Here is a 24,648-nt window from a genome sequence, read left to right on the forward strand (position 1 = left end):
ATATGAATGAGCCCAAGTCGCTCTCGTTGCAGCAAAACCTTACAATAAGGCTACTGCGTGTATTGCGGTATAACAAAGCACGAATAGAGCGTGCACTTAGCCTTCTGCCAAACGAGCACAGGCCACTTTTTCATGTCCTTCCATTTTTAATCCACGTCAATCACCCAGAATTACCTGGGTATATTGAATCTGCATCTGAAGCAGACAGCGTTCCTTTTGGTATTAATAATTACTCCTTTAGAAAAGACATTGAGCGGGCACTCAATCGTTGCTTTCCCTCCTTGCACGCGCTGTTTTCCGATATAAAGTCTGTGTGGCCGCGCCAGCGCTGTATCGACTCATTAGTACTGATGGGAAGCACTGGCACTATTGCGCAAACCGACGATTCAGATTTCGACTATTGGGTATGCATTGATGGCAAACAATTTTCCTCAAAATCAATGGATTTACTCTCGCAAAAACTCCAGGCAATAGAGCAATGGGCTGACAACAAATTCGGCATAGAAGTACACTTTTTCTTGTCTGATATTGAGAAAGTAAAAAGCAATGATTTCGGGGTTGCCGACGGTGAAAGTGCTGGGTCAGCACAAGCATTATTTTTAAAAGCAGAATTTTACAGCACTAATATTGTTGTAGCTGGTAAAGCACCGTTTTGGTGGCTAACCCCGGAAAAGGCAACAAGTAAACAGTACGAAGGTATTTTAAACAGTCTTGAGAAAGGTGGCTCTCCGGATCTCGACTGGTTTATGGATTTGGGTCACCTAGAACGACTAGACGCCAGAGAATTGTTTGGCGCTGCTATTTGGCAGTTGGGCAAGGCTATGGATTCGCCGTTTAAGTCACTACTTAAAATGGCAAAGCTAGAGGTGTACCTTGCAAACATAGAAAATGACCAGCCTTTATGTAACTTGCTTAAAAAACATGTGCACTTGGGGACCGATGCTCCTGGCAAAGTCCCAGATATAGATCCTTATGCATTAATGTTCAACGAACTTATTGCACACTATACAGATAAGGGACAGCCAGAAGATATTCTAATTTTGCAGCAGTGCCTTTATTTAAAATGCGGCTGTAAGCTGAGCCAGTCGTTGTATGAAGGGGAAAAGCCGGACTTTAAGCGAAGAATTATAGCTGCTTATGCCAGAAGTTGGGGTTGGAGTCGTAAAAGCTTAGCGCATTTAGACAACATTCAAAACTGGAACTTTAACGAGCGCGTTCAGTTAAGTCGCCGCATACATCGCTTTTTACTCAAGTGTTACCGCCGAATATCCACCCAGTTAGACGGTCAAACCCAAATTATGGACGAAAAAGACATGACCGTTCTAGGGCGCCGGCTAAGCACATTCTATGGCAAGAGAAAGGATAAGGTTGAGTTTTTACGCAGAGCATTCGATGAAAGCTTATACTGCCCCACCGTCACCATATCGGTGAAATCACTTAAAAATGGAGATGAAGTGTGGACCGCTTACGCAGGCGATAAATTAAGTAAGTCGGGCATTATCGACGAGTCGCAAAAAATATCCCAAGCGTCCAATGCTATTGCGCTGTTAGTGTGGTGTGTCTCAAGCCGCATAATGGACACCAACACCAAGGTTCTTCTCGATTACAACTACTGCGAAATAAGCGAGCTTGACCTCAACGATATATTAAAACAGCTATGCACACTCTTTCCTCCAGTACGAGTGTCGGCTTTACCTCGGCATAATTTACTGGCTACTGAGCGCATTGAAACCTGTATGGCTCTGGTGAACTTCCCTACCTTGCGCCAAAAGCCCACGGTGGAAGACGTATACGTACTTTATAACACATCGTGGGGAGAAACATTTTTAAAGCATGGTACCGATGTTCTAGACACCTTGTGGTACGAACTTTCAGAGGTATCCCCCAAGCCTAAATGCTATGTCATGGTGCCCAGAGGTAATCAGCAGTCTCGTATTCTAGGTGAGTTTTTAGAGTCAACTGAATTAAGTTTTACCGTTGTTCACTGAGAAATAACGCTCTTCTCTTTCTCCACTTATTGTTTAATAAGACTATGTCGCCAAAGCAACCGAAAGCTTTGTAGGCTCGAACTTTATTCGCCAAGCTCGACCGTTCAGGCTTTTAGATGAGGGGCGCAAGTTTCTGCCACTTTTTTGGCATCGAATATTTCTATCCAATAACCGTCAGGGTCTTTTATAAAGGCTATTCCTTTCATACTCCCATCATTGAGTTTCTTCTGAAAAGGTACTCCTAGCGTCTCAAATCGTTCGCAGGCAGCTTCAGCATCGGGAACATGAAACCCAATATGTCCAAACCCCTTAGGCTCACTGTTACCGTTGTGATAGGACACAGTTTCTGGGGTATCGTCCCAATTATGGGTAAGCTCTAACATAGCAGGGCGGCCAAAGGTTTGCTTTGTTCGCGTTTCAGCATCTTGGCTTACATCGGAAAAGTCATCACCGGCGGCTAGAAAATAAAGGGTAAATTTCATATCTTCAAAGTCGAGCCGTTTTATTAACGTCATACCCATAATACGGGTGTAGAAATCTAAGGTACGCTTTGGGTCAGCAATACGCAGCATGGTTTGATTGAATACGAAACCCCGTGTGGCATCGCTTTTTTCTTCGCAAAGACCTTCTGCACTATCAAAATGTCTACTCATGAACTATTTCCTTATTGAAGTAAGATGCTTATAGATATGATAGCGAGCAGCCAGAGTTCAACTGTTGTTCAACAACATTTCCCTGCCACCTGGCGCCCCTCGATTACATGCAATTCAAAACAAAGGCTATCCTTTACCCCACACTGAATCAGATGGTTTGTTTACCACCTTGTACTTATTGCTTGTCTTGGTAGCCGTTTTTTGCGGTTTTTTAACCGCCTTGCTCTTTGAAGCAAATGCGTTTTGACTAGACGAACGGGGCTTTATATTTTGGCGATACTTGATAACCATACCTTGAAGCAAGTTACGCACTACCTGATCGCCTGCTGCTTTATAGTTGCGATGGTCCGGTTTTCTAAATAGGGCTGACAGTTCACTCTTGCCTATTCTGAAGTCGGCTAACAGCAAAACGTTGATCATATCTTCGTCTTTGTAGCTCATTGCTATACGAATTTTTCTCAAGATTTCGTTATTACTTAAGCGCTCTTTCGGGCCCAATATTTTTGGAGCTTGTCCCTCTTGCTTCCCACGATTTTTGATGATCAAACCATCTAAAAACAACGCAAGAATTTTATCTCTACAAGGCAAATAACCTTCTTCGTCTTCTTTCTTCATAATGCTATGCAGATAACCTATGTCCATATCGTAATCCACCAGCTTAAAAATACTGATAGCGGCGGTATCGTTTATCGCAAGCGCATAGCGAATACGGCGTAAAACATCGTTGTGGAACATGGATGGAAACCTTAAATAGAGATGGAAGTGCTAGTGAATGAGTAAATACTGGGCTTGTTTGCCACTGTAATAGTTTAACGTAATTACGAATTTACCGCTATCTCGGTCTTCCATCATCCATTTAACAGAGCTAAAACCATCAAACCTGCTTAGCGCCATTGCAAGGCGCTAAGCTTTTGGATTATTTAAGGTGGGTATTGAAGAAATCGACTGTTCTTTGCCAAGCAAGCTCAGCATCTTTCGGACTATAGCGACTTGTCGAATCATTATGAAAACCGTGCTGAGCTTTACTGTATACATGGGCGGTATACTGGGCATTATTGGCTTTAAGCACTTTTTCGTATTCGGGCCAGGTCGCATTGACTCGTTTATCGTTTTCACCAAAGTGTAACAATAGCGGCCCCTTTACCTTACCTTGTAATTCTGATGATGCAGGCGTGCCGTAAAATGGCACTGCAGCGTTTATTGTACTCGGCAGTGTGGCTGCCAGTAAATTACTGATGTAACCACCAAAACAGAAGCCCACAACTCCTAGCTTATCGGTTGTCATTTTATGCGCATTCAGCCATTGTGCCGCAGCAATGAAGTCTTGCTCAATTTTATCTCTATCGAGACTTCGCTGCATGGCTCTACCTTCATCATCATTTCCAGGGTAGCCACCTAATGGAAAAAGCGCATCTGGTGCAAAAGCAATAAAGCCTTGCATTGCTAAACGTCTTGCCACGTCTTTTATGTAGGGATTTAGCCCCCTGTTTTCATGAACAACTAGCACCGCTGGCATGGGTTTGTCGTCAGCTGGCGTGGTAGGAACCACGAAATACCCACCGCCTGTGCCATGGCCTTGGGCAGATGGAAACTCTTCATAGGTAGCTTTAATTGCCGGGTTGTTAAAAGATACTTGCTCAGCTTTGGCATAGTTTGGAATAAGCGCGCTGCCTATAACACCCGCTGACAAGCCGGCTATAGACAATGACGCGATACGCGTTAAAAAAGTGCGCCTGTCTATATCGCCATGCGCATATTCGTCGTACCAGTCGAATGCTTCTTGTGGAATGGCTAGTGTTTCTTCATTTGTTTTCATTATCTTTACCTATTGAGCTTTTATCTATTGAGCTTTTACCTACCAAGATTGTACCTACAGGGCTTTATTGGCTTAGAAAAATGGCAGCAACTCATTATTAATAATCTGTCGTTCAAGTTTGGCGTATTGGACTTTTCTCTGCAGTGAAAGGCAAATACACATGACTCAAGGTGCTTGATTGGACAAAATTTATCCAGCATTACTTTGTTGAAAACCGACCAACGGCAGGACTTTTCGGTCTAGTATCATTTGTATGAATAGACGCCTTTAAGCACTGACGACATTCAAAACAAGCTCATTAGCCTGAAGCGCGAATCTGACAGTGCTGTGCGTTTAATGGCGGAAACCTCGCAAGAAGCTCAATCCACACAAACTGCATCACAACGGGCTCAGCATGAATTCGAAGCCATAGATAATGCGGTTAATCAAATTAACTCAATGAATCAACAAATTGCCTCATCGGCTGAAGAACAAGCGACGGTGGCTAAAGAAATAAACGAATTGATAGTAGGCGTAAACTCACTTGCCGAGGAGACATCAATAACTGCTACAAAAACCGATGAAAAAGTGTCGGAACTTACCGCAACTGCACAGACGCTAGAAAAGCGATGTGCATACTTCAGCGTTTAAATAAAAACGGCCTTCTGATCAGTGATTTGGTTTTTCAATCTAGGTTTTATAGCCATCTACATTGCCATCAAGTTCGGACTTTTCAGGCAACGCAGACGGCTATAATGGCTCATTAATGGCAACTAGAAATTACGAGGTTGGCATTACGTAAACTTCCCTTACGCAAGCCTTATCACTGCTCGATAAGGCATACATTACGGCATCGGCAATGTCTTCTGGGGCAAGTTTGTCTTCTTTGGGTTCATCGAAAAACGGTGTATTCACCATTCCCGGGCAAATGGTGGTGCATTTACCACCCCACTCGCGCATTTCCTCGGCGAGGTTTAGGCCGAAACCATAAGCAAACCATTTACTTGCACCGTAAACCGAACCTTTAAGTGCAATTCTTCCTGCAACAGACCCCGTTAACAAAAAGTGTCCTTTGCTCTCTCTAAGAAACGGAAGCCCTGCTTTGGCGGTATATAAAAGCCCGTTTACGTTTGCTCCTAACATGGTAGACCAATCGCTAACACTTCCCTGCTCAATACCTGGTTGGTTTGCGCCTTTACCCGCATTAGCGAAAACCGCATCGATGTGGCTAAAATGCGTGTTAATTTTTTCAAAAGCGTTTTCCAGCGCTTCGTATTCACTGACATCCGCAGCTACAGAGAAAGCATTTTCGCTACCCAGCTCGTCAACTAGCTTATTCAGCTTATCTTCGCTTCGAGCAATAAGTGCAACACGATGGCCTTCATTTACAAGCGCTGTTGCCGTTGCCTTACCAATACCGCTAGAGGCCCCGGTAATAACAACGACTTTAGATTCACCGTTTTTGTTTTGACCTGCTTTACTGCTTGCGGTGTGATCACGACTCATATTAATAATCTCCTAATATATGTGGCAAAATACGTAGAGAACGCCCTTTTCGTGTAAAGGCGTAGGTTCTAGCAAAACAGGTGCAAAAAACAAACCAGGTAAACACTCGAAGAAAAACACTTAACCATCTGATAAAAATAATAATTTTATAAAAAAAGAAAGAACAACCAGTGTATTTACTGGCTTAATTTTCAAAAAAGCAGGTAGGATTTACACAGCGAGTACGCTTATCTACAACCCATGTATCGCTTACAGGGGCTGTTGGTCTCAGGTGGCTATATTTTTCATTGCTACCGAGTACTTTTTCTGGCATTTTTCCGCTCGTTTTTTCTCATCGTTTTACCTTTGGACGTAACTTATGAGTTGGGCCACTCTTTCACTGTTTATACCGACATTTTTCTTTGTATCTATTACACCAGGTATGTGTATGACGCTGGCTCTAACACTAGGAATGAGCATTGGTGTAAAACGCGCTCTATGGATGATGTTAGGTGAGCTTGCTGGAGTAGGTTTAGTTGCTACACTCTCTTCCATTGGCGTTGCAGCGCTATTGCTTAACTATCCAAATATATTCACGGCGCTCAAATATATCGGTGGAGCATATTTGTTTTATATTGGTGTTCAAATGTGGCGTTCACGAGGAAAAATGGCACTAAAGCACAGTGGTGAAAACCAACAGGCTTCTCGTATTGCTTTAATATCTCAAGGCTTCATTACCGCAATTGCAAACCCCAAGGGGTGGGCCTTTTTTATTGCCTTATTGCCTCCCTTTATCGAGCCCACACGCTCGCTAACAAGTCAGTTAGTTAGCTTAATTGCCATTATTTTAGTACTTGAATTTACCTGTTTGCTAATTTATGCATCTGGGGGGCGCACTTTACGCTCGATGTTGATGAAAAGTGATAACGTACAGGTTATGAACCGAATTGCAGGTACGCTAATGGTAGGCGTGGGGATGTGGTTGGTAGCAACCTAGTGTCTTCATTTTAGATCTAAACTCGCTGTATTTTGTACTACTTACACCTTATGCAGTATAGTTAAACTCCGTGTTAAATATGTGAACTAATGCCCAATAAACTACGCAAAATCAGTCGCCAACTTCATCTTTGGATAACGCTCAGTGTCTTTATACCTGTCGTCATTGTGATAGGCAGCGGCCTTTTGTTACAAGTAAAAAAAGAAGTTGATTGGGTCCAACCTCCAACTCAAAAAGTCACCGCAAACACATCAACCGCAATAATCAGCGCCGAGCAAATTTTGCAGTCGGTTACTGCCGCTCCACAAGCGCAGTTGTCGCAGTGGGAAGATATCGACAGACTAGACATTAGACCAAATAAAGGCGTGATAAAGGTACGGGGTAACAATCACTGGGAAGTTCAACTGAACGCCTACACGGGTGAGGTACTACAAACGGCTTATCGACGTGCCGATACCATAGAGTCTATTCACGACGGAAGTTGGTTTTTCGAAGGCGCCAAGCTCTACCTTTTTCTACCCGCCGCCATTTTATTGTTGATTATTTGGCTTACGGGAATGGTAATGCTAGTGACTACGCTTAAAAGCAAATACCGCAAAAGACAGGCTCGTTTACAGCAAAACACTTAAGTAGAAATTCAAGTTTCTTCCACGCGCAAACGCTGCTCTATCATCTGCGCTTACATAAAATAACTGATTTGTGAGATTGTTCGCACTTACTTTCGCAGTCACATTTTCATTCACTTCCCAAGAAACGCCCACATCCAAGCTGAGTGTGCTTCTAAGCGACCGCTCACCGTCTGCAGCGCTTATTTTACTTGCGCGATACAGCAGGCTTGAAAAAGCACGAACTCGGCCAAGGTCGTAAACTATATCGAGTCGATGATTGTTTGGTGGAATATCAGAGATAGGACTGCCAGTGGAATCTTCACCTTGCAACAAAGCTCCGCTTAGTTTTAGGGAAAGCAACGAGGTGTCGGGCGCCCACTTCGCGCTATAGCTTATTCCGTCAATCTGTGCCCTGTTTAAATTAACGTACTGTAACAGGTTATCGTTAGTAGCAATGCGTTCAATATACTGCTTTATGCTCTGATGAAATGCCTCAGCACTTGCTGTCACTGTCTTATTTGCGTACGACACTACGCCCTGCACATTGAGGGATTTTTCGGTGTTTAATTCGGCATCGCCTATTACAGTGCCTCGCGGTGTTTCTCCCGAGTAAAAACGTTCGGTAAGTGAGGGGTTTCTAAAAGCGCTCGAGACATAAATGCTAGCTCTCCAATGGGGCGTTATCGAGTAGCTTCCTCCAGCAAATCCACTCATATTCGAATTTGCGATGCTACGATCACCAGCATTCTGATCGGTAGTACTTTGGCGCTGCCAATCGAACCGTGCTCCTACTGCAAGCGAAAACGCTCCCACGGTTCGTGAAGCATCAAATACACCAGCAAGAGCAAATTCACTGGCATCAAGAGGCCCAACGCTATACGTTTCTTCGCTGTAGTTATATTGATTTGGGGCGGCTTGAGAATTAAATGCTAATTCGCGTTCATCAATACGCACTCCATTGCGCCCCTGTATCTGGGCCTGCCAGTTTATGTTCCAGTTTGCCAAGCGTACTTTACTTCCCATGTCCCCGCCATAATCAAACGCGCGACTACGACTCTCGTTTAAGCGCTGTTCAGGGCGCAAAGTATCGGTATCTAGCTGCGACTGATGCCACCATACATTGCTGGTAATTGCACCCAAATTAGCGCTGACCTTGCCGAGCCAATGGGTATTTTGGGGGTATGTTGTCACTCTATCTTCAGGAAAGTCACTGCTAGACTTACCTACGTTACTATTTTGCGAGTAAAGGGACCACGCTTCTGTGATTGGTGTTTTTTCAAATTGATGGCGAACAAATAACGCCGTTTGCTCAAATTGGTCGTAAAGCACATTGTTGTTGGCATCTTCGGCGTTGCTAGCATGTCGATATGACAGTTTCCAGTCGGTGTTAATGTTATGCCCGGAATACGCAATTTCCTGCGTAGCTGCGTTGTTAAGAAGGCCCGCTTGGAATTGATGACCATTTGGTTCAGATAGACTTATATTGACCGCACCTCCCATTGCGCCTGAGCCTAAGTAGGTTGATGCCGCCCCAGGAATTACTGAGATATTACTAATGAACCTCGGCGGCAAAAAGCCTGTGCTAGACCCCGCTCTTCTGTCACTTATTATAGGCACACCGTTTATCAATGTTTGAATGCGCCAGCGCGAAAAACCACGAATGCTGATATTTTGAATTTGCCCGCCCTGCCCGTTCAAGCTCACTACCGGAGACTGCACTAACACGTCGTTAACAGTGGTAGGCTCAGTAAGGTTTTGCTGAACATATTGATAAAGCGGAAAAATTTTGGTGAGCGTTTCATGGTAGTAAGGCCGCCTAGCCGTTACCGCTATATTTTCTATGGCCTGTGCATTTTCTGTCGCCTTTCCATTGGCTTTATCTGTTACAGACTTTCGTTCTTCCTCTGAAGAAGAGCCCTTTGCAGGGTTAGCAGAAAGAGGACACGCAAGCGACAACAGCACTGCCATGCCAATAATTTGCAGAGAGGAGAAAGGAACGAATATTTGAAAATGGAACATACAGCTTTAAAATGCAAAGTCAGATAAAAAAGATAAAAAAATAAAACGGCAGTTGTAAAAACTGCCGTTTTTCTAGCTATTAAATTAAAGGCCTATAAACTGTCTGTTAACAGTAGAAGGCCTGTAAAAGCTCGTTACTGGGTCATTAACGGGTTATTATTGGGTAATAACTGGTAGTCCCATAGTCCATGGACCACCCGCATTGACCACTGCGTTTTGAAGCGCAGGTAACGTTGTTTGCTGCAGAACACTCACTCTCTCGCTCACGCTATCTAGGCCCTCGTTTGCAAAACGCAACTGGTCTTTATGCTGCTGCGTTGGACCATAAGACGAGCCTACTGCTGAACGAGCATAACCTAATCGACTGGTAATGTTTGCAGGCTTAATGCCTTTGCGATTACGAGACTCTAATCCATAAAGCTCTCGATTAACGGCGTTGATTTCACGCTGTACATCGGCATACTGAGCTTCTAGACCAGTAATGTCCCCCTGCGTGCGGTCGATTGCACTGCGTAGCGCTTCCATAGTTTCTTCTACACTACTTAGCACTGTTGTTGTGGTCACAGCACGTTTTTGAGCATCACTTACAGCATTATCGTAGGCAGCTCTTTGCTCATCGGTAGCGCCTTCTAGCGCGCCTTCGTAAATCGATTCAAGTTCAAAGCTAACGGGTTCAGATAGTGCTGTCACCGTGTTGCCCTCTCGCTTAAATAACGTTGCAGAATACGTCCCTGGTAAAGCCACGAGTGCGCCTCGTGAACGACGAGAGCCTTCTTTGCCTGTAATCGGCATTAAGTTAGCGTAAGTCATATCCCACGTTACTCGGTGTAGACCTTTTTTGGTACTTCCCGACACACGCTTAACCACATCGCCTTCTTCGTCTTTTATTTCAACATAAACCGCTGGCTCGGCTTCTTGATTTTCAGCTTCGACCTCTTCCCAGCTAGGATATTTAGGGTACTTCTCTTTGTCCTTGATGAGTTTTTTCTCAGCTTCTTGACGCTTTTCTTTAGCAGTAAGCAAACTGTCTTTGAGGTAGTACGTTAGCGTGGCACCATGCTCTGGGTTTTCAGCAACAAAGCGATCGTCTCCGTCTGAATCAGTATGGTTGTCATCCAATTGGAACCACTTTACAGGTCGGCTTGGTGCAAACAGTAAAGCATCTTGCTGCATCGATTTTTCAGTTAAGCCGCGCAGGGGCGCGTAGTCGTCTAGAATATAAATGCCACGGCCAAATGTCCCCGCTACTAAGTCGTTTTCACGTCGCTGAATTTTTACGTCACGGGTTGAAATAGTCGGCATACCGCCTTCAAGTTCTACCCACTGTTCACCGCCATCAACGGTAAAGAAAACACCAAACTCAGTACCAATGAACATCAGATCTTTGTTCACGTGATCTTGCACAATACGCCAAACCAAATGTTTTTCTGGCAAATCATCAGCCATGGATGTCCATTTTTTGCCTAAGTTGGTCGACTTAATTAAATACGGTTTGTAATCGCCGTACTTGTGATTATCAAGAGCAACGTAAACAGTTTCCGGGTCGAAAAGATCGGCACGAATATCGTTAACATAGGCTGTTGCAGGTACGCCTCGAATATCATCAAGCTCTATTTTTTTCCAAGACTTGCCGCCATTTGTCGTTACCTGAATGATACCGTCGTCGGTTCCAACCCAAAGAATATTCTCGTCTACCGGACTTTCTGCAAAGTTAGCAATGGTGTGGTATTCCGACATGGCGTATAAGTCCCAGCCAGCCTCTACCGACCAGGTTCTGCCCATCATAGGCATATGCATACGATTGCCGTTTTTAGTGAGGTCGCCGGATAAGGCAGTCCAACTATCGCCGCGATCATCTGAACGCCATACGCGCTGAGACGCGAAGTAAATGCGTTTTGGATCGTGAGCAGACACATTTATAGGCGCATCCCAGTTAAATCGCTCTGCCGGATCGCCAGGCAAAGGCTGAGGTTTAATGTACACCCCTTCCTTCGTTGTCATATCTATTCTAGTCAAGTTGCCTTGCTGCCATTGAGAATACACTATGTCTGGGTTGCCCGGCTCAACCGCAGGCTGATGACCATCGCCACCTAAGGTTAAAAACCAGTCTTTATTCTTAATGCCTTCGGAACGGTTGGTACGAGATGGACCACCCTGCGTAGAATTATCTTGAGCACCAGCATAAACGTTGTAGAAGGGTTTTGAGTCATCTGGTGCCACCTTATAAAACTGAGTTAGTGGCAAGTTTGCCATGAACCGCCAGTTCGCCATGCGATCATGGGACATATAAATACCGCCGTCAGACCCCATTAAAACAAAGTCGGGGTCGGTGGGGTGAAATGCCATGGCGTGATCATCTACGTGCTTGCGCTTTGTGTTTATAGGCGTCCACGTTTTTCCGCCATCGTCAGACACTTTGCTGTAATTGCTGGCAATATAAACACGATCCATTTGGTGTTGATCAGCAAAAATCTCTTGGTAGTAGTGAGGACCAGTACCGCCTCCTACCTCGTCAGACATTTTTTCCCAGCTTTGACCTTTATCTGATGAGCGATAAAAACCACCTTTGCGGTTGTCAATTTCAATAGTGGCGTAGAGTACGCTAGGATCTATGGGCGAGATAGCCATACCAATTTTACCCATATTACCAGTGGGCAAGCCGGTTTTTAATTCAGTCCAAGTTTCACCGCCGTCATCGGACGTATGAATGCCAGCAGCAGGACCTGTACCTACATAATTAGCCACCGTTCTTTGTCTTGACCATGTTGCCGCGTATAACTTATCTGGATTGGTTGGGTCGATAAGTAAAGACGTCACTCCTGTCCATTCATCATCTGGAGTAAGTACTTGCTTCCAAGTAGCCCCCCCATCTGAAGTTTTATAGAGCCCCCGCTCGCCGCCTTCAGACCACAATGGCCCTTGCGCTGATACCCAGACCACGTCAGGGTTTTCAGGGTGAATAATGATATCGGAAACATGCTCCGACTTTTTAAGCCCCATGTTTTTCCAAGTCTTACCGCCATCTAGTGATTTATAAACACCGTCGCCAAAACTGATGTGGCGGCCGCCGTTGTTCTCACCAGTACCTACCCAAATAATGTTTGAGTTGCTGGGCGCTATGGTCACGTCGCCAATAGAGTACACAGCTTGATCGTCGAAAATAGGCTTCCATGTGGTGCCTGCATTAGTGGTTTTCCAAACACCCCCTGAGCCTACCGCGGTATACCAAGTTGAAGGATCATTCTGATCGATAGCAATGTCTGCGATTCGCCCAGACATGTAAGCCGGGCCTATACTTCTCATTTCCATTGCTTTGAAAGTACTGCTACTGAAAGGGGCGTTCTTGTCTGTCTCTGATTTATCTGCAAATGCAGGCACACTGGACAGTGCCATGGTTACAGCCACTGCAGCGTTAAGGATTTTTTTCATTGTTATTGCCTAATTTGTGGACTTTTCGTCATCGAAAGTACAAACAAGCGCGTCTGTATTCAATGGAACAAGCGACCAATTAACGATAATAGAGGGCAGATGCATTGCCCCCTTAAAAAAACCATAGGTAGTACAGTTTCGCGCTGTTTAGCCCGCTGCTATTTTTATCACAGTGTTTGGTGTTAAGACTTCTGTCTGCAACAGCACTGCTGTAAGGCGTTTTAATCTTAAAGCAGCCTTTCAAAAAAGCTTTTTATAGAAACGTTCTCTGTAAAAGGTAAATCATGACTTATAAGGAAATAAATACGATGACTGATTTAACAATTAATGAAATTAATGCGGTTTCCGGCGGATCTGTGCTCAGAGGTCTTGGCACACTGGGCATTATTGCCACTGTAGCCGAGGGTATGTACGAGTTTTACCAAGGCTATACTGACCACAGAAATTAAGGAAGTAACCATGAAAAATATTGTGATGAACCCCGTTAACGAGGCACAAAAACACTTAGTACTCGGTGAACAGCACATACTCTCAGAAAGCGAAGCACTCGCAGTCTCTGGTGGGGGATTGTTTTACGACCTTGGTGCTTTTATTGCTCAAGTGGTCAATGCTGATGAGTCTATTTACAACACCTATGGCAACACGAACAGAAATCACTGGTAGTCCATGTAAATGGGCAATTTAAATCAACTGCCAAAATAGACTGCTAAATAGAAAGGTCAGTAAACATAAAGAGGCTCTGTGAGCCTCTTCATTACAAGAGAGCACAACATGATTTTTAAATATGGTATTAGCGCAGCAGCGCTTATTTTTATGCTAGAGGCCATCTATGCTTTTTTCAAAGCGCCGGGGCTAGACACACACCATTCGTACCTGCAAACCGCACTGCTATTCATTATTTTAGGCGTATGCTATGAGCAATTATCTAAACACCGCATATCCAGAAATCGCGACAAACAAAGTGAAGGCTCCCACTAAATGCCTTATGTTTAATGCGTAGCTGCTAGAGAGCATCTTCATTAATATGACTTTTAAAAAGTTATTATGTCATCGTTAATTAGGTGGCCGACAACGGGGCTTTGTTCAGCGTCTATAAAAGCCATATCAATTGCTTTCGAGCGACCACTGGTCACCTTTCTGTAATTTGGATGAGAATAGATATAGGTCTGATTTGAGCGCAAGGCTTCTATAACTCGCTCGGCGAGCATAGAGACGGGAATGCCAGACTCTACAGCAGTAGCCGCTGCCTGTGCGCCCGCTTTGAGTTTTTCTTTGCTTATGCGCTTCTCTTTTACCACAGCATATTTTTCTTGGCGATTGCGATGAGATTCATGAATGCGCGTTTTAACAAACGCGGGGCACAACACAGAAACATGAATGTTATGCGGCTGAAGCTCTGGTATCCAGCTTTCTGTCATAGATACAACTGCGGCTTTAGAAGCACAATATGCAGCAGCATAAGGCATACCCATCATGCCTGCCATAGACGCCACGTTTAGAATCCAGCCTCCTTCGCCATGCTCTTTTATAGCAGGTACACAAGCTTGAGCGCCATAAAGCACGCCCATCACGTTTACATCCATTACCCAGCGCCAAGTTGCATGCTCTGTATCTTCAATTTTTCCGGGCGTACCGCCTACGCCAGCGTTATTCACCACCATATGAATTTTGCCAAAGGTGTCTTTTGCTTTCGCTACGATACTTTCCCACTGCGTATAATCGGTAACATCTAAAGGACATGTCACTACATTGTGGCCCTTTTCTTTCAGCGTTTCGCTGGCTTCAGCCAAGGTGACAGCATCAATATCGCCCATTACTATATTCATACCTTGCTCGGCCAGAGCGTGTGCTAACGCAAGCCCTATACCGCCAGCAGCGCCCGAAATCACCGCAGTTTTACCTTTAAATTCGTTAGACATAATATTCACCTTGATGAGTTGTGACTTAGCGGCTTTCTTTGCTATTTAATTTGCTGCTTTCTTCGCCGTATTCTTAGCCGGTAATTAACTCAGCCGCCAAGCACAGATAGATTGTTTTTAGAATATGATGTACCAAGGAATTGACATACTTTATTTGACTAATTTTTATGCCTTCATGAAATGAATAATGAGCTGAAATTTAAAAATAAACTGAACCTAAAGGCTCACACATCTAATCATTAATTTAGTAATTGATTTTTCCTAAACAAACTATATATTAGCGGTCGTCGGAAATTCGACGAGTGAAATTTTTCAAGGAAAAACAATGAAAAAACTAATTGGACTAGCAGCTGCAAGCCTTATCCTTACTTCTGGTTGTGCGACTATTCTTACAGAAGATACCCACAAAATTAACGTGACTACAAGCAGTGGTGAAACTACAACAGTTACTGTTGACGGTGTTTCCCAAACTGTTCCCGGCGTTGTAACTGTACAAAAAGAAAACAAAGATAAAGTACTAGTTGCTGACGATGCAAAATGTACTGACGTAAATCTTAACAAAGAAGTTGAAACTGCATTCTTTATCAACGTAATTAGTGGTGGCGTATTTGGCTCATCAACTGACTATGGTTCTGAAAAGATGTGGAAATATCAAGATTCAGTAAGCATTGCTTGCAAATAAGTTATGCTGAAAAAAGCGATAAAAGGAAGCATCGTTGCTTCCTTTTTTTTACTTATAAGCCCTTTTTCTCTCGCAAATTATACCAGCAGCGACTCACTGTCACATTTTAGTGAAGCTCAAATTACTGCGGTAGCAAACGACCCCCTTTGGCACCTCTTGTTACAGTTAAAAAATTCTCACCCTATTGGCGGTGATAATTCAATCTATATTGGACAAAGGTTCGTTAGCGCATTAGACGAAACAAAAAAAACTCTTCACCTATTTAAAACTAACGTCGATAGCGTGTGCAGTTATCCGGCGCGCTTACGATTAATTCAATCTTACATACCCGCATTCGAAAATGTGAAACCCAAGCTTCTTTGCAAAGACTACAAGGAGTTCCTAGAGAGTGTACCGGCAGACAAATTAAAGCTTATTTACGCCTCTGAAAACGTGACTTCGGCAAGTTCAATGATGGGACATATTATGCTGCGCATGGACGGAATCAACAATAAGGGCCTTTTCGTAAAACACGGTATCACCTTCTTCACCGAGCTTGATTCCTTGAATGTCCCAAAAATAATGTACAATACACTAATTACAGGTAAAGAAGGCGTATTCAAAGTAGCGCCATACGAGGATTTCGAAAACTTCTATTTATATGAAGAGCAGCGAAATTTATGGAGTTACGCGCTCAACTTCAGCACCGAAGATAAACGCTTTTTACAAGACTTCATTTGGGAATTAGGCCAGCAGAGCCCAAAGTACTTTTTTCATATCTTTAATTGTGCCACGGTAACTCAATTACTAGTGAATATTGCTCGCCCCGGTAAATTAGGAGACGTGGCAAACTGGTTAACGCCTCTGGACGTAGTCAAATTTGCAGAAAATAATAACCTAATATCATCCACAGAATTTACCCCCTCCAACAAATGGAAAGTAACTAATCTTCAAAATAACTTAGACACTTTAAGATCTGCTGAAATAGCAAAACAAGTTCACAGCGTTGATTTAAGCTCGCTCTCACTGTCATTTGTAGAAGCTAAATATGCTGAAGCACTAAACCAATACCTTCGAGAATCAAACCAAATTGCGCAAAAAAGATATGAAAAAAACGCAAAGATTCTTACTTCCGTAAGGGAAAAGTTTTCTGGGTTTGCTCTCGACGTATCAGAGTACCCTGTGCCAACAGACCTTCAAAATGAAAGCTATTTAGGCATAGGCTACAGTCACGTAGATGATAGCAACTACCTAAAAATTAGAAGCTTTCCAGTTGCAAGGCGTGTAGAAGATGACAACCGAGGAGTGATAGGTGAAACCGAATTAATTCTTGCCGATCTTGAAATGAGAGTGGGTGTCGACAGTGATAATTTAGGCACCGTTTATTTAGACAAAGCAATGCTCTATCAGATGATATCTCGAATACCGGTTACCCAGGATATTACGAACTTGTCATCGTCATTTAATATAGGAATTAATAGAGTATTATCAGATGAGCGGGATCAAAATCTGGTTTTTCAAACAGAGTTTGGAGTGGGGCTTACTAAAGAAATAACCAAGGGAGTGGGTGTTTACTCTGATGTCATTCTTGGTGCAGGCGCAAATAAAGAGCAGCAGTATTTATATGTGCGCCCGGTTTTTGGCGCCTATATATATACTAAATTTAATAACAAACTTAGCCTGCAAATCGAACGTACATACAATCAGTACGGGAATAGTCAATACTTAGATGAATTTAAGTTTGGATTGCACCAGTATGGTATTTCTAACGCAGCATTAGATTTTAACCTTTCAGTTCAAAGTATTGGGCAAGAGAAATTTACGCAGTTTGAAGCTATTCTAGCCTATCGATTTTAATTGTTTCAGCTACAGTATTTAAAATTATTCATCGACATAGGCTTCTTTTGGTGAGAACAAATCAAACTGCAATAAAGAAAATAATGTGTCTCCTTTTACCGTTAATGAGAATAGGAACCCTATGAACAAAATTTTAGCTTTATTATTTACTGTGCTTTCTGCTGCAGTAAATGCGAACCCAGCGCCGCTGGTATCAATAGATACTCACGATACATTTTTTAACGCCATAAAAGCGCATTGCGGCAAGGCCTTTGTTGGCAAAGTAACAAAAGACAATGTGGGCAACACCTTTGGTGATAATACGCTAATTATGCATGTTCGAGAGTGTTCAAATACCCAGCTGCATATCCCGTTTCATGTTGGTGATGATGCGTCTCGCACTTGGATCCTCACTAAAACAGGTTCTGGATTAATGCTAAAGCACGATCACCGCAATGAAGACGGAAGCTTTCATACATCAACTATGTATGGAGGACATACAACAGACAGAGGTTATAACGAAGTTCAGTCGTTCCCAGCCGATGCGTATTCAAAACAGCTGTTTATCGACTCTGGAATTACTGCCTCAACTGATAATGTTTGGCAAATGATGATTTATCCCACCCACTTTAGCTATCGCTTAGTGCGTCCTGCAAGGGAAGTTCAGGTAGATTTTGATTTAACCAACCCGGTTGAACCGCCTGGAACACCGTGGGGATACGAGCCTATTAACTAAAAGCTGCGACTGGAGGGTTCAACTGAGTTTATTGTCTTGCCAGTCGTCGCTCTTTTAAAAGATGGGTATGTCTTATTAATTTATGCAGATTAACGACTAATAAAAATCACGCCATCGGGGTTAGTTCCCGTGGGAAACTCTGCAATAACTTCCCGAGTATGAATGTCTATCGCGACTATCTTATTTTTCAAGTTCAGTGATAAGAATGCAATATCATGCTTTGGATGAAGTGTGATGCCCTGCGGTCCTGCCCCCTCTTCTAAAGCCAGAGTGCCTAGCTCTTTTTTATTATTCGCATCAAAGAAACGAATGTAGTGATTCTGAAAGTCTGGCACCATAGCTACCGACTCATCGTGATTAAACAGCACTCTGTAAGGAAAACTAAAACCTTGCCATTGTGCAATCTTTTGTTCGGTGTCAGGGTTAATAACAACGAGCCTACCTTCCTTGTTTGCGCCGTACCATATCTCATGGGCACTCGCACGATAGCCAATAGCCTCTGGCATAGAGAATGTAGCAATATTTTTCACTCGACTTTGATTTTGTAAGTCTAGTACCGATATCGAATCACTTCGAATATTGGTGGCAAATGCTCTACTTTCATCCTTGTTTAAAGCCACCATGTGGGTGGTATCTTGCGCGGTTTTTATTTTTGTTTCGAGCGCTCCCGTTTCAACGTTTACTATACCAAGATGTTTTGCCTTACCTGAGGTGAAAATAACGTGTTTATTGTCGGTTAAAAACGCAGCACCATGTGGACCTTTCAACGCCTCGAGTGGAATTGTTCTCTCCACTTCAAGCTCTCTCAAATTAAAAACCGTCAAGCTGTCGCCGCCTACAAAATTGGTACTTACCGCCCACTTTTGATTGTTAGACATTACAAGCTCGTGAGGTCCCTTACCGGTAGGCAGTGTTTTGATAATCCGTTTATCATTTATATCAATCACGCTAATGCTGTTATCAGACTTATTTACAACCGCCAGTAACCCTTTACTCAAACGAGACTCTTCCACTTGTGCCCCGTTTGCCATACTGATTACGGCGACAAATATAAAAAGTACAAAACTGAAACGCTTCATTGGTTCGCCCATATTGATTAACACTTTTAATGATAAGAAGTGCGTCAACTTACGCACTGCCTATTGCCATCTTTCATACGCCATTTGTACAAGTAGGTATCACTGCGACCTCTGAAAGAGGTGCTTCCAGTGAAGCTCGCTCTAAAGGCCTATTCGCAATACCTACTCCTGACGCTTTGTCGCAAAGCCTGTCACGCTCACATCAATTACACCGGTGACTTCAGAAGCTTTATGCTGACAGGCAAGCCGAACACCCTCAGCTAATTCAGTTGCTGACAAAAGCCTACGTTCAGTAGGAGCAACGCGAAGCCTGTTTTCAGAAAAGAACTTACATTTACCGCAGGTACCAGCACCATTACACACCGAGGGTAACTCGATACCTACATCCGCAAGCGCATTAAATAAGTTTGCCTCAGATTCTACGAGAGCCGGTGTTGGTGTGTGCGAATGAGATAAAATGACAGAAATAACCTGTTTATTGCCGTCTCTTTTCACTGAAAATATTCGACGTTGATATCGTTTTGCCAGCAAGGTTACCCCTGTTCCCGAGAGAAATAATGTAACGAAAGCAAAACAAATAATAAGCCAATGATTAAAGCCTCCTGTGTTGGTGTAGTCCATAAAATGCAGTTTAAACATCAGGGCTTTTAATCTGGCATCATCGTTCACATGCTTTAAAACTTGCCCGGTAACACTGTCAATATAAATAGAGGTATTGTTATTGTCATTCGCAGACACCTTCCACATTGGGTTTTGCTGTGCGACATAATCTGAAAAAGGAGGCTGAAGCAGTTTAGGATTGCTTAATTCGCTGGACCCGGAATAAGAAAGTTTTGCTATTTCCAACACCTGTTGGGATGTTAACGCCGCTTTCTCGCCTGTAATGGCATTAAATAGTAACGAATGACGAAATTGGTAACTATGCTCTCCCTGTCTGCTAATAGCATGATAATAGGGGCTCCCCAGCACCCATTTAAGCTCTACTTTCTGAGGCGCCACCTCACTTACAGTGTTTAACTTATTGAGAGGAATAAGTTCACTGTCAGTAAAGCTCCGTTTAACACTCACTGGCTCTCTTAGCGCATTACCGCTTGCCTTTTCGTGATCCATAAGGTTGAAATACAACCCAGTTCCAAGCCAAATTAATAGCTGAACGCCCACCAATAATGAAAGCCATTTATGCAAAGAAGCGGTGAATGCAATCTTGGATACGCCGGTGTAATCGTTAGTAAATGGAGTGCTGAAAGCGGGTTTAAATTTGCTTATCTTCATTTGTTAAAGCCCTTTTCAACCGAGCCCTTTGTTACAGAAGTACGCAAACTAAAATACGTTAAGGCAGCTCCCAACAATGCTGCGATAACTCCAATTGCTGCGACAAAAAACAAGAACCCGTTTTTTACGTTCTCGCCGTTATCGTAATCCATAATATGAAAGGCTATGTTCTGCTAAATTGTTGCTATACTGTATATGAATACAGTTATTGAGGGTTGATCATGATCCCAGCACAATTTACAAAGCTTATAGCCGAGACACTACCTGGGTTGGTTCAGGTTTATGGATAATCCAGAAAACCTTAACGAAAACAGGCTCTTTTCGATTCAACAACAGTTAATCCGAACATAGCCATATGAAAACGCCACATCCAATCGAATAAGCGCCAATAATGGTGGCGCTTGGTAACAATTTCTCCGGTTTGCTGACTGATATAAAAGGTAGGAGCTGCAACATTATCGAAAGTGACTTGCCATACGGGTAAATGGCGAGATGAGAGTTCTTCAGGCATGCCTGATGAGAAGCGAATAAGCCGGCTTCCTGTAATTTCATCACTGGCCGCATAGTGATATCGGGCTATAGCAATTGCCGCCGCCTCATTAAGCTTGGGCAATTGCGCTCCAGTTATGGCATCGATGGAAAACGTGTTCGCACCGGTAGCAACGATATAAATAGGCGCTCCCATCCGCTGGGTAAGCGATATAGCTCTGGCGTTTGGATATTCAGCCACCAGCGCACTCATGGGAAACTCAATATTTCCTAAGTCGAGTTTTTCGTCATCATCTTTTACCAGCGACTCCCCGTGTATATAGTGAATGTTCATACTTACCATATACACACCGGTTATCGACCAAAAAAGAAATTGCACCCCTACCACAGCCATCAACCATCGGTGATATTTTCTCGCTTTTTTTAGCCATACCACCGATGTCGACCACGCCGTATTATTCACCATGATTTGATAGTTCGCGATTGAATGCCGATATGTCCGACTTTTTAACTATAGAATACAATGCAGGCACGACAATTAACGTTAAAAGTACTGCGCTTGTCATGCCGCCAACCATAGGCGCGGCTATTCTACTCATTATTTCTGAGCCTGTTCCCGTACCATATAGAATAGGTAACAGACCCAATATAATAGTTGCTACCGTCATCATAACAGGGCGAACTCGTAATCCCGCGCCATGAACAAGCGCATTACGGTACGCGTCGGCCGATATTGGCGCATTATTCTCGCTCGCATTTCCTTTCAGCTCGTTGACTGCTTGATTTAAGTAAACCAACATAATAACGCCTATTTCTACAGCTACACCGGCTAGTGCTATAAAACCCACACCGACGGCTACGGAAAAATTAAAGCCTTCAAAGTACATCAACCAAAGTCCACCTATCATAGCCATGGGGAGCGTTACTATGATGATTGCCACCTCACTAAACGCTTTAAAATTAAGATAGAGTAAAATAACAATAATGGCGAAAGTTAATGGAAGCACATAAGACAGTTTTTCTTTTGCTCTCTCCATGTACTCGTATTGACCAGCCCATGTAATAGAGTAGCCAACTGGAAGGTCGAGCGTCTTTGAGAGGTAAGCTTTCGCATTAACAACGTAGGTTCCTACATCCACACCTTCTATATCAATAAACGTCCATCCATTAATACGGGCGTTTTCACTTTTTATTCCCGGCGGACCATCTTCCACACGAATATCAGCCACATCTCCTAAAGCAATGTGTTGTCCATTTGGCGTAACCACGGGTAAACGGGACAGTTGCTCAGGCGAGTCTCTGTAATCCTGCGGATAACGCACATTCACTGGATAACGCTCTTGTCCTTCAACGGTTTGAGTTACATTTATGCCACCAATGGCGGTAGATACTACCTGCTGGACATCATCAATATTCAATCCGTAGCGACTCGCTTTCTCGCGAGATATATCCACCTTTATGTAACGCCCGCCTGCGACACGTTCAGAATAAACAGACGCCGTACCCTCTACTTCGGGCAATGTATTTTCGATTTGTTGGCCAATCTCCTGGATAACATTGAGATCGGGACCGGCTATTTTAATTCCCACGGGGGTTTTAATCCCGGTAGCCAACATATCGATTCGGGTTTTTATCGGCATTACCCACGCATTGGTTAAGCCCGGGAGTTTTACCAAGCTATCAAACTCTGCTTTTAACGATTCGGTTGTTACTCCTTCTCGCCACTCATCTCTGGGCTTGAGCTGTATAAAGGTTTCAATCATGGTAAGCGGTGCCGGGTCTGTGGCGGTTTCTGCTCTGCCAACTTTGCCAAACACACTTTCAACTTCAGGTACTGTTGCAATAAGTTTGTCCGTTTGCTGTAACAGCTGTCGTGCCTTACCTATAGAAATACCAGGATAGGTTGTAGGCATATACATCAGGTCACCTTCATCAAGAGGCGGTATAAACTCGCTCCCTATTTTACTTACAGGCCAAAACCCTACCACAGTAATAATGAACGCTAAGGCGATAGTCAATTTGGGAAACTGCATTACCCGCTTTAGAACAGGCATATACAAGGCAATCAGCAATCGATTAAGCGGGTTTTTCTTTTGCGAGATGACTTTGCCCCGAATGAAATATCCCATGAGTACTGGCACTAAAGTAATGGCCAAACCAGCGGCCGCTGCCATAGCATAGGTTTTAGTAAAGGCGAGTGGCGCAAACATTCTGCCCTCTTGCGCTTCAAGGATAAAAACCGGTAAGAAGGAAACAGTTATGATCAGTAAACTAAAAAACAGCGCTGGCCCAACTTCGCTGGCTGCTCTCGATACCACTTCCCATCGATTCTCTCGATTCAGCGTTTCACCGTTTTGATGTAGATTTTCCATGTGCTTGTGCATATTTTCAATCATCACGATTGCACCATCAGTCATGGCCCCAATGGCAATGGCGATTCCCCCTAAGGACATGATATTGGCATTAATTCCCTGCATATACATGATGATAAAAGCAACCAGTATGCCTAATGGCAACGTAACAATGGCAACCAAAGAGGAACGTAAATGAAAGAGAAATATTGCACAAACTAGCGCTACTACAACTAGCTCTTCTAATAATTTATCCCATAAATTATCAACAGCCCGTTCTATAAGCTTCGAGCGATCGTACACTGGCACTATCTCAACACCCTCGGGAATTGATGCCTTCAGCGAGGCTAGCTTTTCTTTTACTCCATTAATTGTTTGCTGTGCATTTTCGCCAGCGCGCATCACAATAATGCCGCCAACCACCTCACCTTCGCCATTTAATTCGGCTACGCCTCGGCGCATTTGCGGCCCTAGGTTTACATAAGCAACATCGCCGATACGCAGTGGCGTTCCTTGATCATTCAGCCCTAAGGGTATTTTTTCGATGTCATCAATTGACTGAATGTAACCGGTAGCCGTTACCATGTACTCGGCCTCAGCCATTTCAATCACCGAGGCCCCAGCCTCTTTGTTGCCCCTTTGCAGCGCAGTTTGTACGTGAGCTAGCGGAACCTTGTAAGCGCGCAGTTTCTCTGGGTCTACTTGAACCTGATATTGCTTCACCATTTCCCCACAGCCGCCACCTCAGAAACCCCGGGCACAGTTTGAAGCTCGTACTTCAAAAACCAATCTTGAATGCTGCGAAGTTCACCTAAATCATAGGTGTTGCTGGTATCGGTGAGTGCGTATATATACACCCAACCCACACCTGTGGCGTCGGGACCAAGTTGAGGTTTAGCGGATGTTGGAAGACTAGTGGCAACTTGACTTAAGTACTCCAGTACTCGGCTTCTTGCCCAATACACATCGGTGTCGTCGTCGAAAATAACGTACACATAAGAGTCACCAAAAAAAGAATAGCCTCTTACCGTTTGTGCTCCAGGCACCGATAACATTGCGCTAGTTAATGGGAACGTCACCTGATCTTGCACTACCTGCGGTGCCTGCCCTGGATAGCTGGTTTTTATAATCACCTGCACGTCGGACAAATCTGGGATCGCATCCACGGGTGTACTTTTTATTGAATACAGCCCTGCGCCAATAATCATAAGCGTGAGCAAAACCACAAAAATACGATTTTTAATTGACCACCTTATAACAGATTCAATCATGCAAAATGCCCTCTCTTATGCTGAGAGTGGTCTGCGCTATCATGGCTATCGTGGCTATCG

General features: G+C 43.7%; 21 protein-coding genes and 1 pseudogene. 10 read left to right on the plus strand and 12 right to left on the minus strand.

Translation table 11 applies throughout. From position 1 onward, the window contains the following. Nucleotides 1-2 precede the first annotated feature (2 nt). Nucleotides 3-1,988, plus strand: a complete 1,986-nt coding sequence (locus BM528_RS13510) for a class I adenylate cyclase (protein WP_071980263.1) — start codon at nt 3-5, stop codon at nt 1,986-1,988. A gap of 104 nt (nt 1,989-2,092) precedes the next feature. On the opposite strand, the gene gloA is transcribed toward BM528_RS13510, so the two are convergent. The 4 genes from gloA to BM528_RS13525 form a co-directional block, all read right to left on the minus strand. Beyond that, nucleotides 2,093-2,641, minus strand: coding sequence for a lactoylglutathione lyase (gene gloA, locus BM528_RS13515; RefSeq protein WP_071980264.1), 549 nt, complete (start codon nt 2,639-2,641; stop codon nt 2,093-2,095). 126 nt (nt 2,642-2,767) lie between these two features. After that, nucleotides 2,768-3,376, minus strand: a complete 609-nt coding sequence (locus BM528_RS13520; protein WP_071980265.1) for a DUF1456 family protein — start codon at nt 3,374-3,376, stop codon at nt 2,768-2,770. Nucleotides 3,377-3,406: 30 nt separating this feature from the next. Then, nucleotides 3,407-3,535, minus strand: coding sequence for a hypothetical protein (locus BM528_RS18970; protein ID WP_269529636.1), 129 nt, complete (start codon nt 3,533-3,535; stop codon nt 3,407-3,409). Nucleotides 3,536-3,557: 22 nt separating this feature from the next. Beyond that, complete coding sequence (locus BM528_RS13525) at nt 3,558-4,457, minus strand: dienelactone hydrolase family protein (protein ID WP_071980266.1); 900 nt, start codon at nt 4,455-4,457, stop codon at nt 3,558-3,560. A gap of 336 nt (nt 4,458-4,793) precedes the next feature. Here BM528_RS13525 and BM528_RS13530 point away from each other — a divergent pair, with 336 nt between their 5' ends. Then, complete coding sequence (locus BM528_RS13530; protein ID WP_083595292.1) at nt 4,794-5,087, plus strand: hypothetical protein; 294 nt, start codon at nt 4,794-4,796, stop codon at nt 5,085-5,087. 129 nt (nt 5,088-5,216) lie between these two features. Here the strand turns inward: BM528_RS13530 and BM528_RS13535 are convergent, their stop codons facing one another. Then, nucleotides 5,217-5,942, minus strand: coding sequence for an SDR family oxidoreductase (locus BM528_RS13535; protein ID WP_071980268.1), 726 nt, complete (start codon nt 5,940-5,942; stop codon nt 5,217-5,219). Nucleotides 5,943-6,300: 358 nt separating this feature from the next. Here BM528_RS13535 and BM528_RS13540 point away from each other — a divergent pair, with 358 nt between their 5' ends. Next, nucleotides 6,301-6,918 carry a LysE family translocator gene (locus BM528_RS13540; RefSeq protein ID WP_071980269.1) on the plus strand — a complete coding sequence of 206 codons (618 nt, stop codon included), beginning with the start codon at nt 6,301-6,303 and terminating at the stop codon, nt 6,916-6,918. An 89-nt stretch (nt 6,919-7,007) separates the two neighbouring features. Then, complete coding sequence (locus tag BM528_RS13545) at nt 7,008-7,547, plus strand: PepSY-associated TM helix domain-containing protein (RefSeq protein WP_071980270.1); 540 nt, start codon at nt 7,008-7,010, stop codon at nt 7,545-7,547. On the opposite strand, the gene BM528_RS13550 is transcribed toward BM528_RS13545, so the two are convergent. After that, nucleotides 7,530-9,545: a TonB-dependent receptor domain-containing protein gene (locus BM528_RS13550; RefSeq protein WP_071980271.1), complete on the minus strand. Its 2,016-nt coding sequence runs from the start codon at nt 9,543-9,545 to the stop codon at nt 7,530-7,532. The two genes, BM528_RS13545 and BM528_RS13550, sit on opposite strands and share 18 nt — an antisense overlap. 156 nt (nt 9,546-9,701) lie before the next feature. After that, on the minus strand, nt 9,702-12,974 hold the full coding sequence (locus BM528_RS13555) for a VPS10 domain-containing protein (protein ID WP_071980272.1): 3,273 nt from the start codon (nt 12,972-12,974) through the stop codon (nt 9,702-9,704). Nucleotides 12,975-13,282: 308 nt separating this feature from the next. Between BM528_RS13555 and BM528_RS18550 the strand changes: the two genes are divergently transcribed. The 3 genes from BM528_RS18550 to BM528_RS13565 all read left to right on the plus strand — a co-directional run bounded on the left by BM528_RS18550 (nt 13,283) and on the right by BM528_RS13565 (nt 13,952). Then, a complete protein-coding gene (locus tag BM528_RS18550) occupies nt 13,283-13,423 on the plus strand; it encodes a hypothetical protein (RefSeq protein WP_156844070.1) in 141 nt (46 codons plus the stop codon). 10 nt (nt 13,424-13,433) lie between these two features. Next, the gene (locus tag BM528_RS13560; RefSeq protein WP_071980273.1) at nt 13,434-13,637 is read left to right on the plus strand and encodes a hypothetical protein; all 204 of its coding nucleotides are present in this window, start codon (nt 13,434-13,436) and stop codon (nt 13,635-13,637) included. A 108-nt stretch (nt 13,638-13,745) separates the two neighbouring features. After that, the gene (locus BM528_RS13565; RefSeq protein ID WP_156844071.1) at nt 13,746-13,952 is read left to right on the plus strand and encodes a hypothetical protein; all 207 of its coding nucleotides are present in this window, start codon (nt 13,746-13,748) and stop codon (nt 13,950-13,952) included. A gap of 53 nt (nt 13,953-14,005) precedes the next feature. Here BM528_RS13565 and BM528_RS13570 read toward each other — a convergent pair whose 3' ends face one another. Continuing rightward, on the minus strand, nt 14,006-14,893 hold the full coding sequence (locus BM528_RS13570; RefSeq protein ID WP_071980275.1) for an SDR family NAD(P)-dependent oxidoreductase: 888 nt from the start codon (nt 14,891-14,893) through the stop codon (nt 14,006-14,008). 325 nt (nt 14,894-15,218) lie between these two features. Between BM528_RS13570 and BM528_RS13575 the strand changes: the two genes are divergently transcribed. The 3 genes from BM528_RS13575 to BM528_RS13585 all read left to right on the plus strand — a co-directional run bounded on the left by BM528_RS13575 (nt 15,219) and on the right by BM528_RS13585 (nt 18,126). Continuing rightward, complete coding sequence (locus BM528_RS13575) at nt 15,219-15,575, plus strand: adenosine deaminase (protein WP_071980276.1); 357 nt, start codon at nt 15,219-15,221, stop codon at nt 15,573-15,575. 3 nt (nt 15,576-15,578) lie between these two features. Further along, nucleotides 15,579-17,411, plus strand: coding sequence for a lipoprotein N-acyltransferase Lnb domain-containing protein (locus BM528_RS13580; protein WP_071980277.1), 1,833 nt, complete (start codon nt 15,579-15,581; stop codon nt 17,409-17,411). A 121-nt stretch (nt 17,412-17,532) separates the two neighbouring features. Beyond that, the gene (locus tag BM528_RS13585; RefSeq protein ID WP_071980278.1) at nt 17,533-18,126 is read left to right on the plus strand and encodes a hypothetical protein; all 594 of its coding nucleotides are present in this window, start codon (nt 17,533-17,535) and stop codon (nt 18,124-18,126) included. 89 nt (nt 18,127-18,215) lie between these two features. Here BM528_RS13585 and BM528_RS13590 read toward each other — a convergent pair whose 3' ends face one another. The 4 genes and pseudogenes from BM528_RS13590 to BM528_RS13605 form a co-directional block, all read right to left on the minus strand. Then, nucleotides 18,216-19,205, minus strand: coding sequence for a YncE family protein (locus BM528_RS13590; RefSeq protein WP_156844072.1), 990 nt, complete (start codon nt 19,203-19,205; stop codon nt 18,216-18,218). Between the two features lie 162 nt (nt 19,206-19,367). Next, on the minus strand, nt 19,368-20,477 hold the full coding sequence (locus BM528_RS13595) for a PepSY domain-containing protein (RefSeq protein WP_071980280.1): 1,110 nt from the start codon (nt 20,475-20,477) through the stop codon (nt 19,368-19,370). A 301-nt stretch (nt 20,478-20,778) separates the two neighbouring features. After that, nucleotides 20,779-21,432, minus strand: coding sequence for a PepSY domain-containing protein (locus BM528_RS18395; protein ID WP_156844073.1), 654 nt, complete (start codon nt 21,430-21,432; stop codon nt 20,779-20,781). Further along, a pseudogene (locus BM528_RS13605) lies at nt 21,422-24,588 on the minus strand (efflux RND transporter permease subunit). The gene BM528_RS18395 and the pseudogene BM528_RS13605 overlap by 11 nt, the downstream one beginning before the upstream one ends. Between the last annotated feature and the right edge of the window lie 60 nt (nt 24,589-24,648).

The sequence above is a fragment of the Alteromonas sp. RW2A1 genome (assembly GCF_001886475.1).
In the GTDB taxonomy this organism is placed as follows: domain Bacteria; phylum Pseudomonadota; class Gammaproteobacteria; order Enterobacterales; family Alteromonadaceae; genus Alteromonas; species Alteromonas hispanica.

What these genes read in the sequence shown, in the direction of transcription:
- BM528_RS13510 (WP_071980263.1), top strand. Translation starts at nt 3, where the DNA reads ATGAATGAGCCCAAGTCGCTCTCGTTGCAGCAAAACCTTACAATAAGG.
- gloA (WP_071980264.1), bottom strand. Translation starts at nt 2,641, where the DNA reads ATGAGTAGACATTTTGATAGTGCAGAAGGTCTTTGCGAAGAAAAAAGC.
- BM528_RS13520 (WP_071980265.1), bottom strand. Translation starts at nt 3,376, where the DNA reads ATGTTCCACAACGATGTTTTACGCCGTATTCGCTATGCGCTTGCGATA.
- BM528_RS18970 (WP_269529636.1), bottom strand. Translation starts at nt 3,535, where the DNA reads ATGGCGCTAAGCAGGTTTGATGGTTTTAGCTCTGTTAAATGGATGATG.
- BM528_RS13525 (WP_071980266.1), bottom strand. Translation starts at nt 4,457, where the DNA reads ATGAAAACAAATGAAGAAACACTAGCCATTCCACAAGAAGCATTCGAC.
- BM528_RS13530 (WP_083595292.1), top strand. Translation starts at nt 4,794, where the DNA reads ATGGCGGAAACCTCGCAAGAAGCTCAATCCACACAAACTGCATCACAA.
- BM528_RS13535 (WP_071980268.1), bottom strand. Translation starts at nt 5,942, where the DNA reads ATGAGTCGTGATCACACCGCAAGCAGTAAAGCAGGTCAAAACAAAAAC.
- BM528_RS13540 (WP_071980269.1), top strand. Translation starts at nt 6,301, where the DNA reads ATGAGTTGGGCCACTCTTTCACTGTTTATACCGACATTTTTCTTTGTA.
- BM528_RS13545 (WP_071980270.1), top strand. Translation starts at nt 7,008, where the DNA reads ATGCCCAATAAACTACGCAAAATCAGTCGCCAACTTCATCTTTGGATA.
- BM528_RS13550 (WP_071980271.1), bottom strand. Translation starts at nt 9,545, where the DNA reads ATGTTCCATTTTCAAATATTCGTTCCTTTCTCCTCTCTGCAAATTATT.
- BM528_RS13555 (WP_071980272.1), bottom strand. Translation starts at nt 12,974, where the DNA reads ATGAAAAAAATCCTTAACGCTGCAGTGGCTGTAACCATGGCACTGTCC.
- BM528_RS18550 (WP_156844070.1), top strand. Translation starts at nt 13,283, where the DNA reads ATGACTGATTTAACAATTAATGAAATTAATGCGGTTTCCGGCGGATCT.
- BM528_RS13560 (WP_071980273.1), top strand. Translation starts at nt 13,434, where the DNA reads ATGAAAAATATTGTGATGAACCCCGTTAACGAGGCACAAAAACACTTA.
- BM528_RS13565 (WP_156844071.1), top strand. Translation starts at nt 13,746, where the DNA reads ATGATTTTTAAATATGGTATTAGCGCAGCAGCGCTTATTTTTATGCTA.
- BM528_RS13570 (WP_071980275.1), bottom strand. Translation starts at nt 14,893, where the DNA reads ATGTCTAACGAATTTAAAGGTAAAACTGCGGTGATTTCGGGCGCTGCT.
- BM528_RS13575 (WP_071980276.1), top strand. Translation starts at nt 15,219, where the DNA reads ATGAAAAAACTAATTGGACTAGCAGCTGCAAGCCTTATCCTTACTTCT.
- BM528_RS13580 (WP_071980277.1), top strand. Translation starts at nt 15,579, where the DNA reads ATGCTGAAAAAAGCGATAAAAGGAAGCATCGTTGCTTCCTTTTTTTTA.
- BM528_RS13585 (WP_071980278.1), top strand. Translation starts at nt 17,533, where the DNA reads ATGAACAAAATTTTAGCTTTATTATTTACTGTGCTTTCTGCTGCAGTA.
- BM528_RS13590 (WP_156844072.1), bottom strand. Translation starts at nt 19,205, where the DNA reads ATGAAGCGTTTCAGTTTTGTACTTTTTATATTTGTCGCCGTAATCAGT.
- BM528_RS13595 (WP_071980280.1), bottom strand. Translation starts at nt 20,477, where the DNA reads ATGAAGATAAGCAAATTTAAACCCGCTTTCAGCACTCCATTTACTAAC.
- BM528_RS18395 (WP_156844073.1), bottom strand. Translation starts at nt 21,432, where the DNA reads ATGGTGAATAATACGGCGTGGTCGACATCGGTGGTATGGCTAAAAAAA.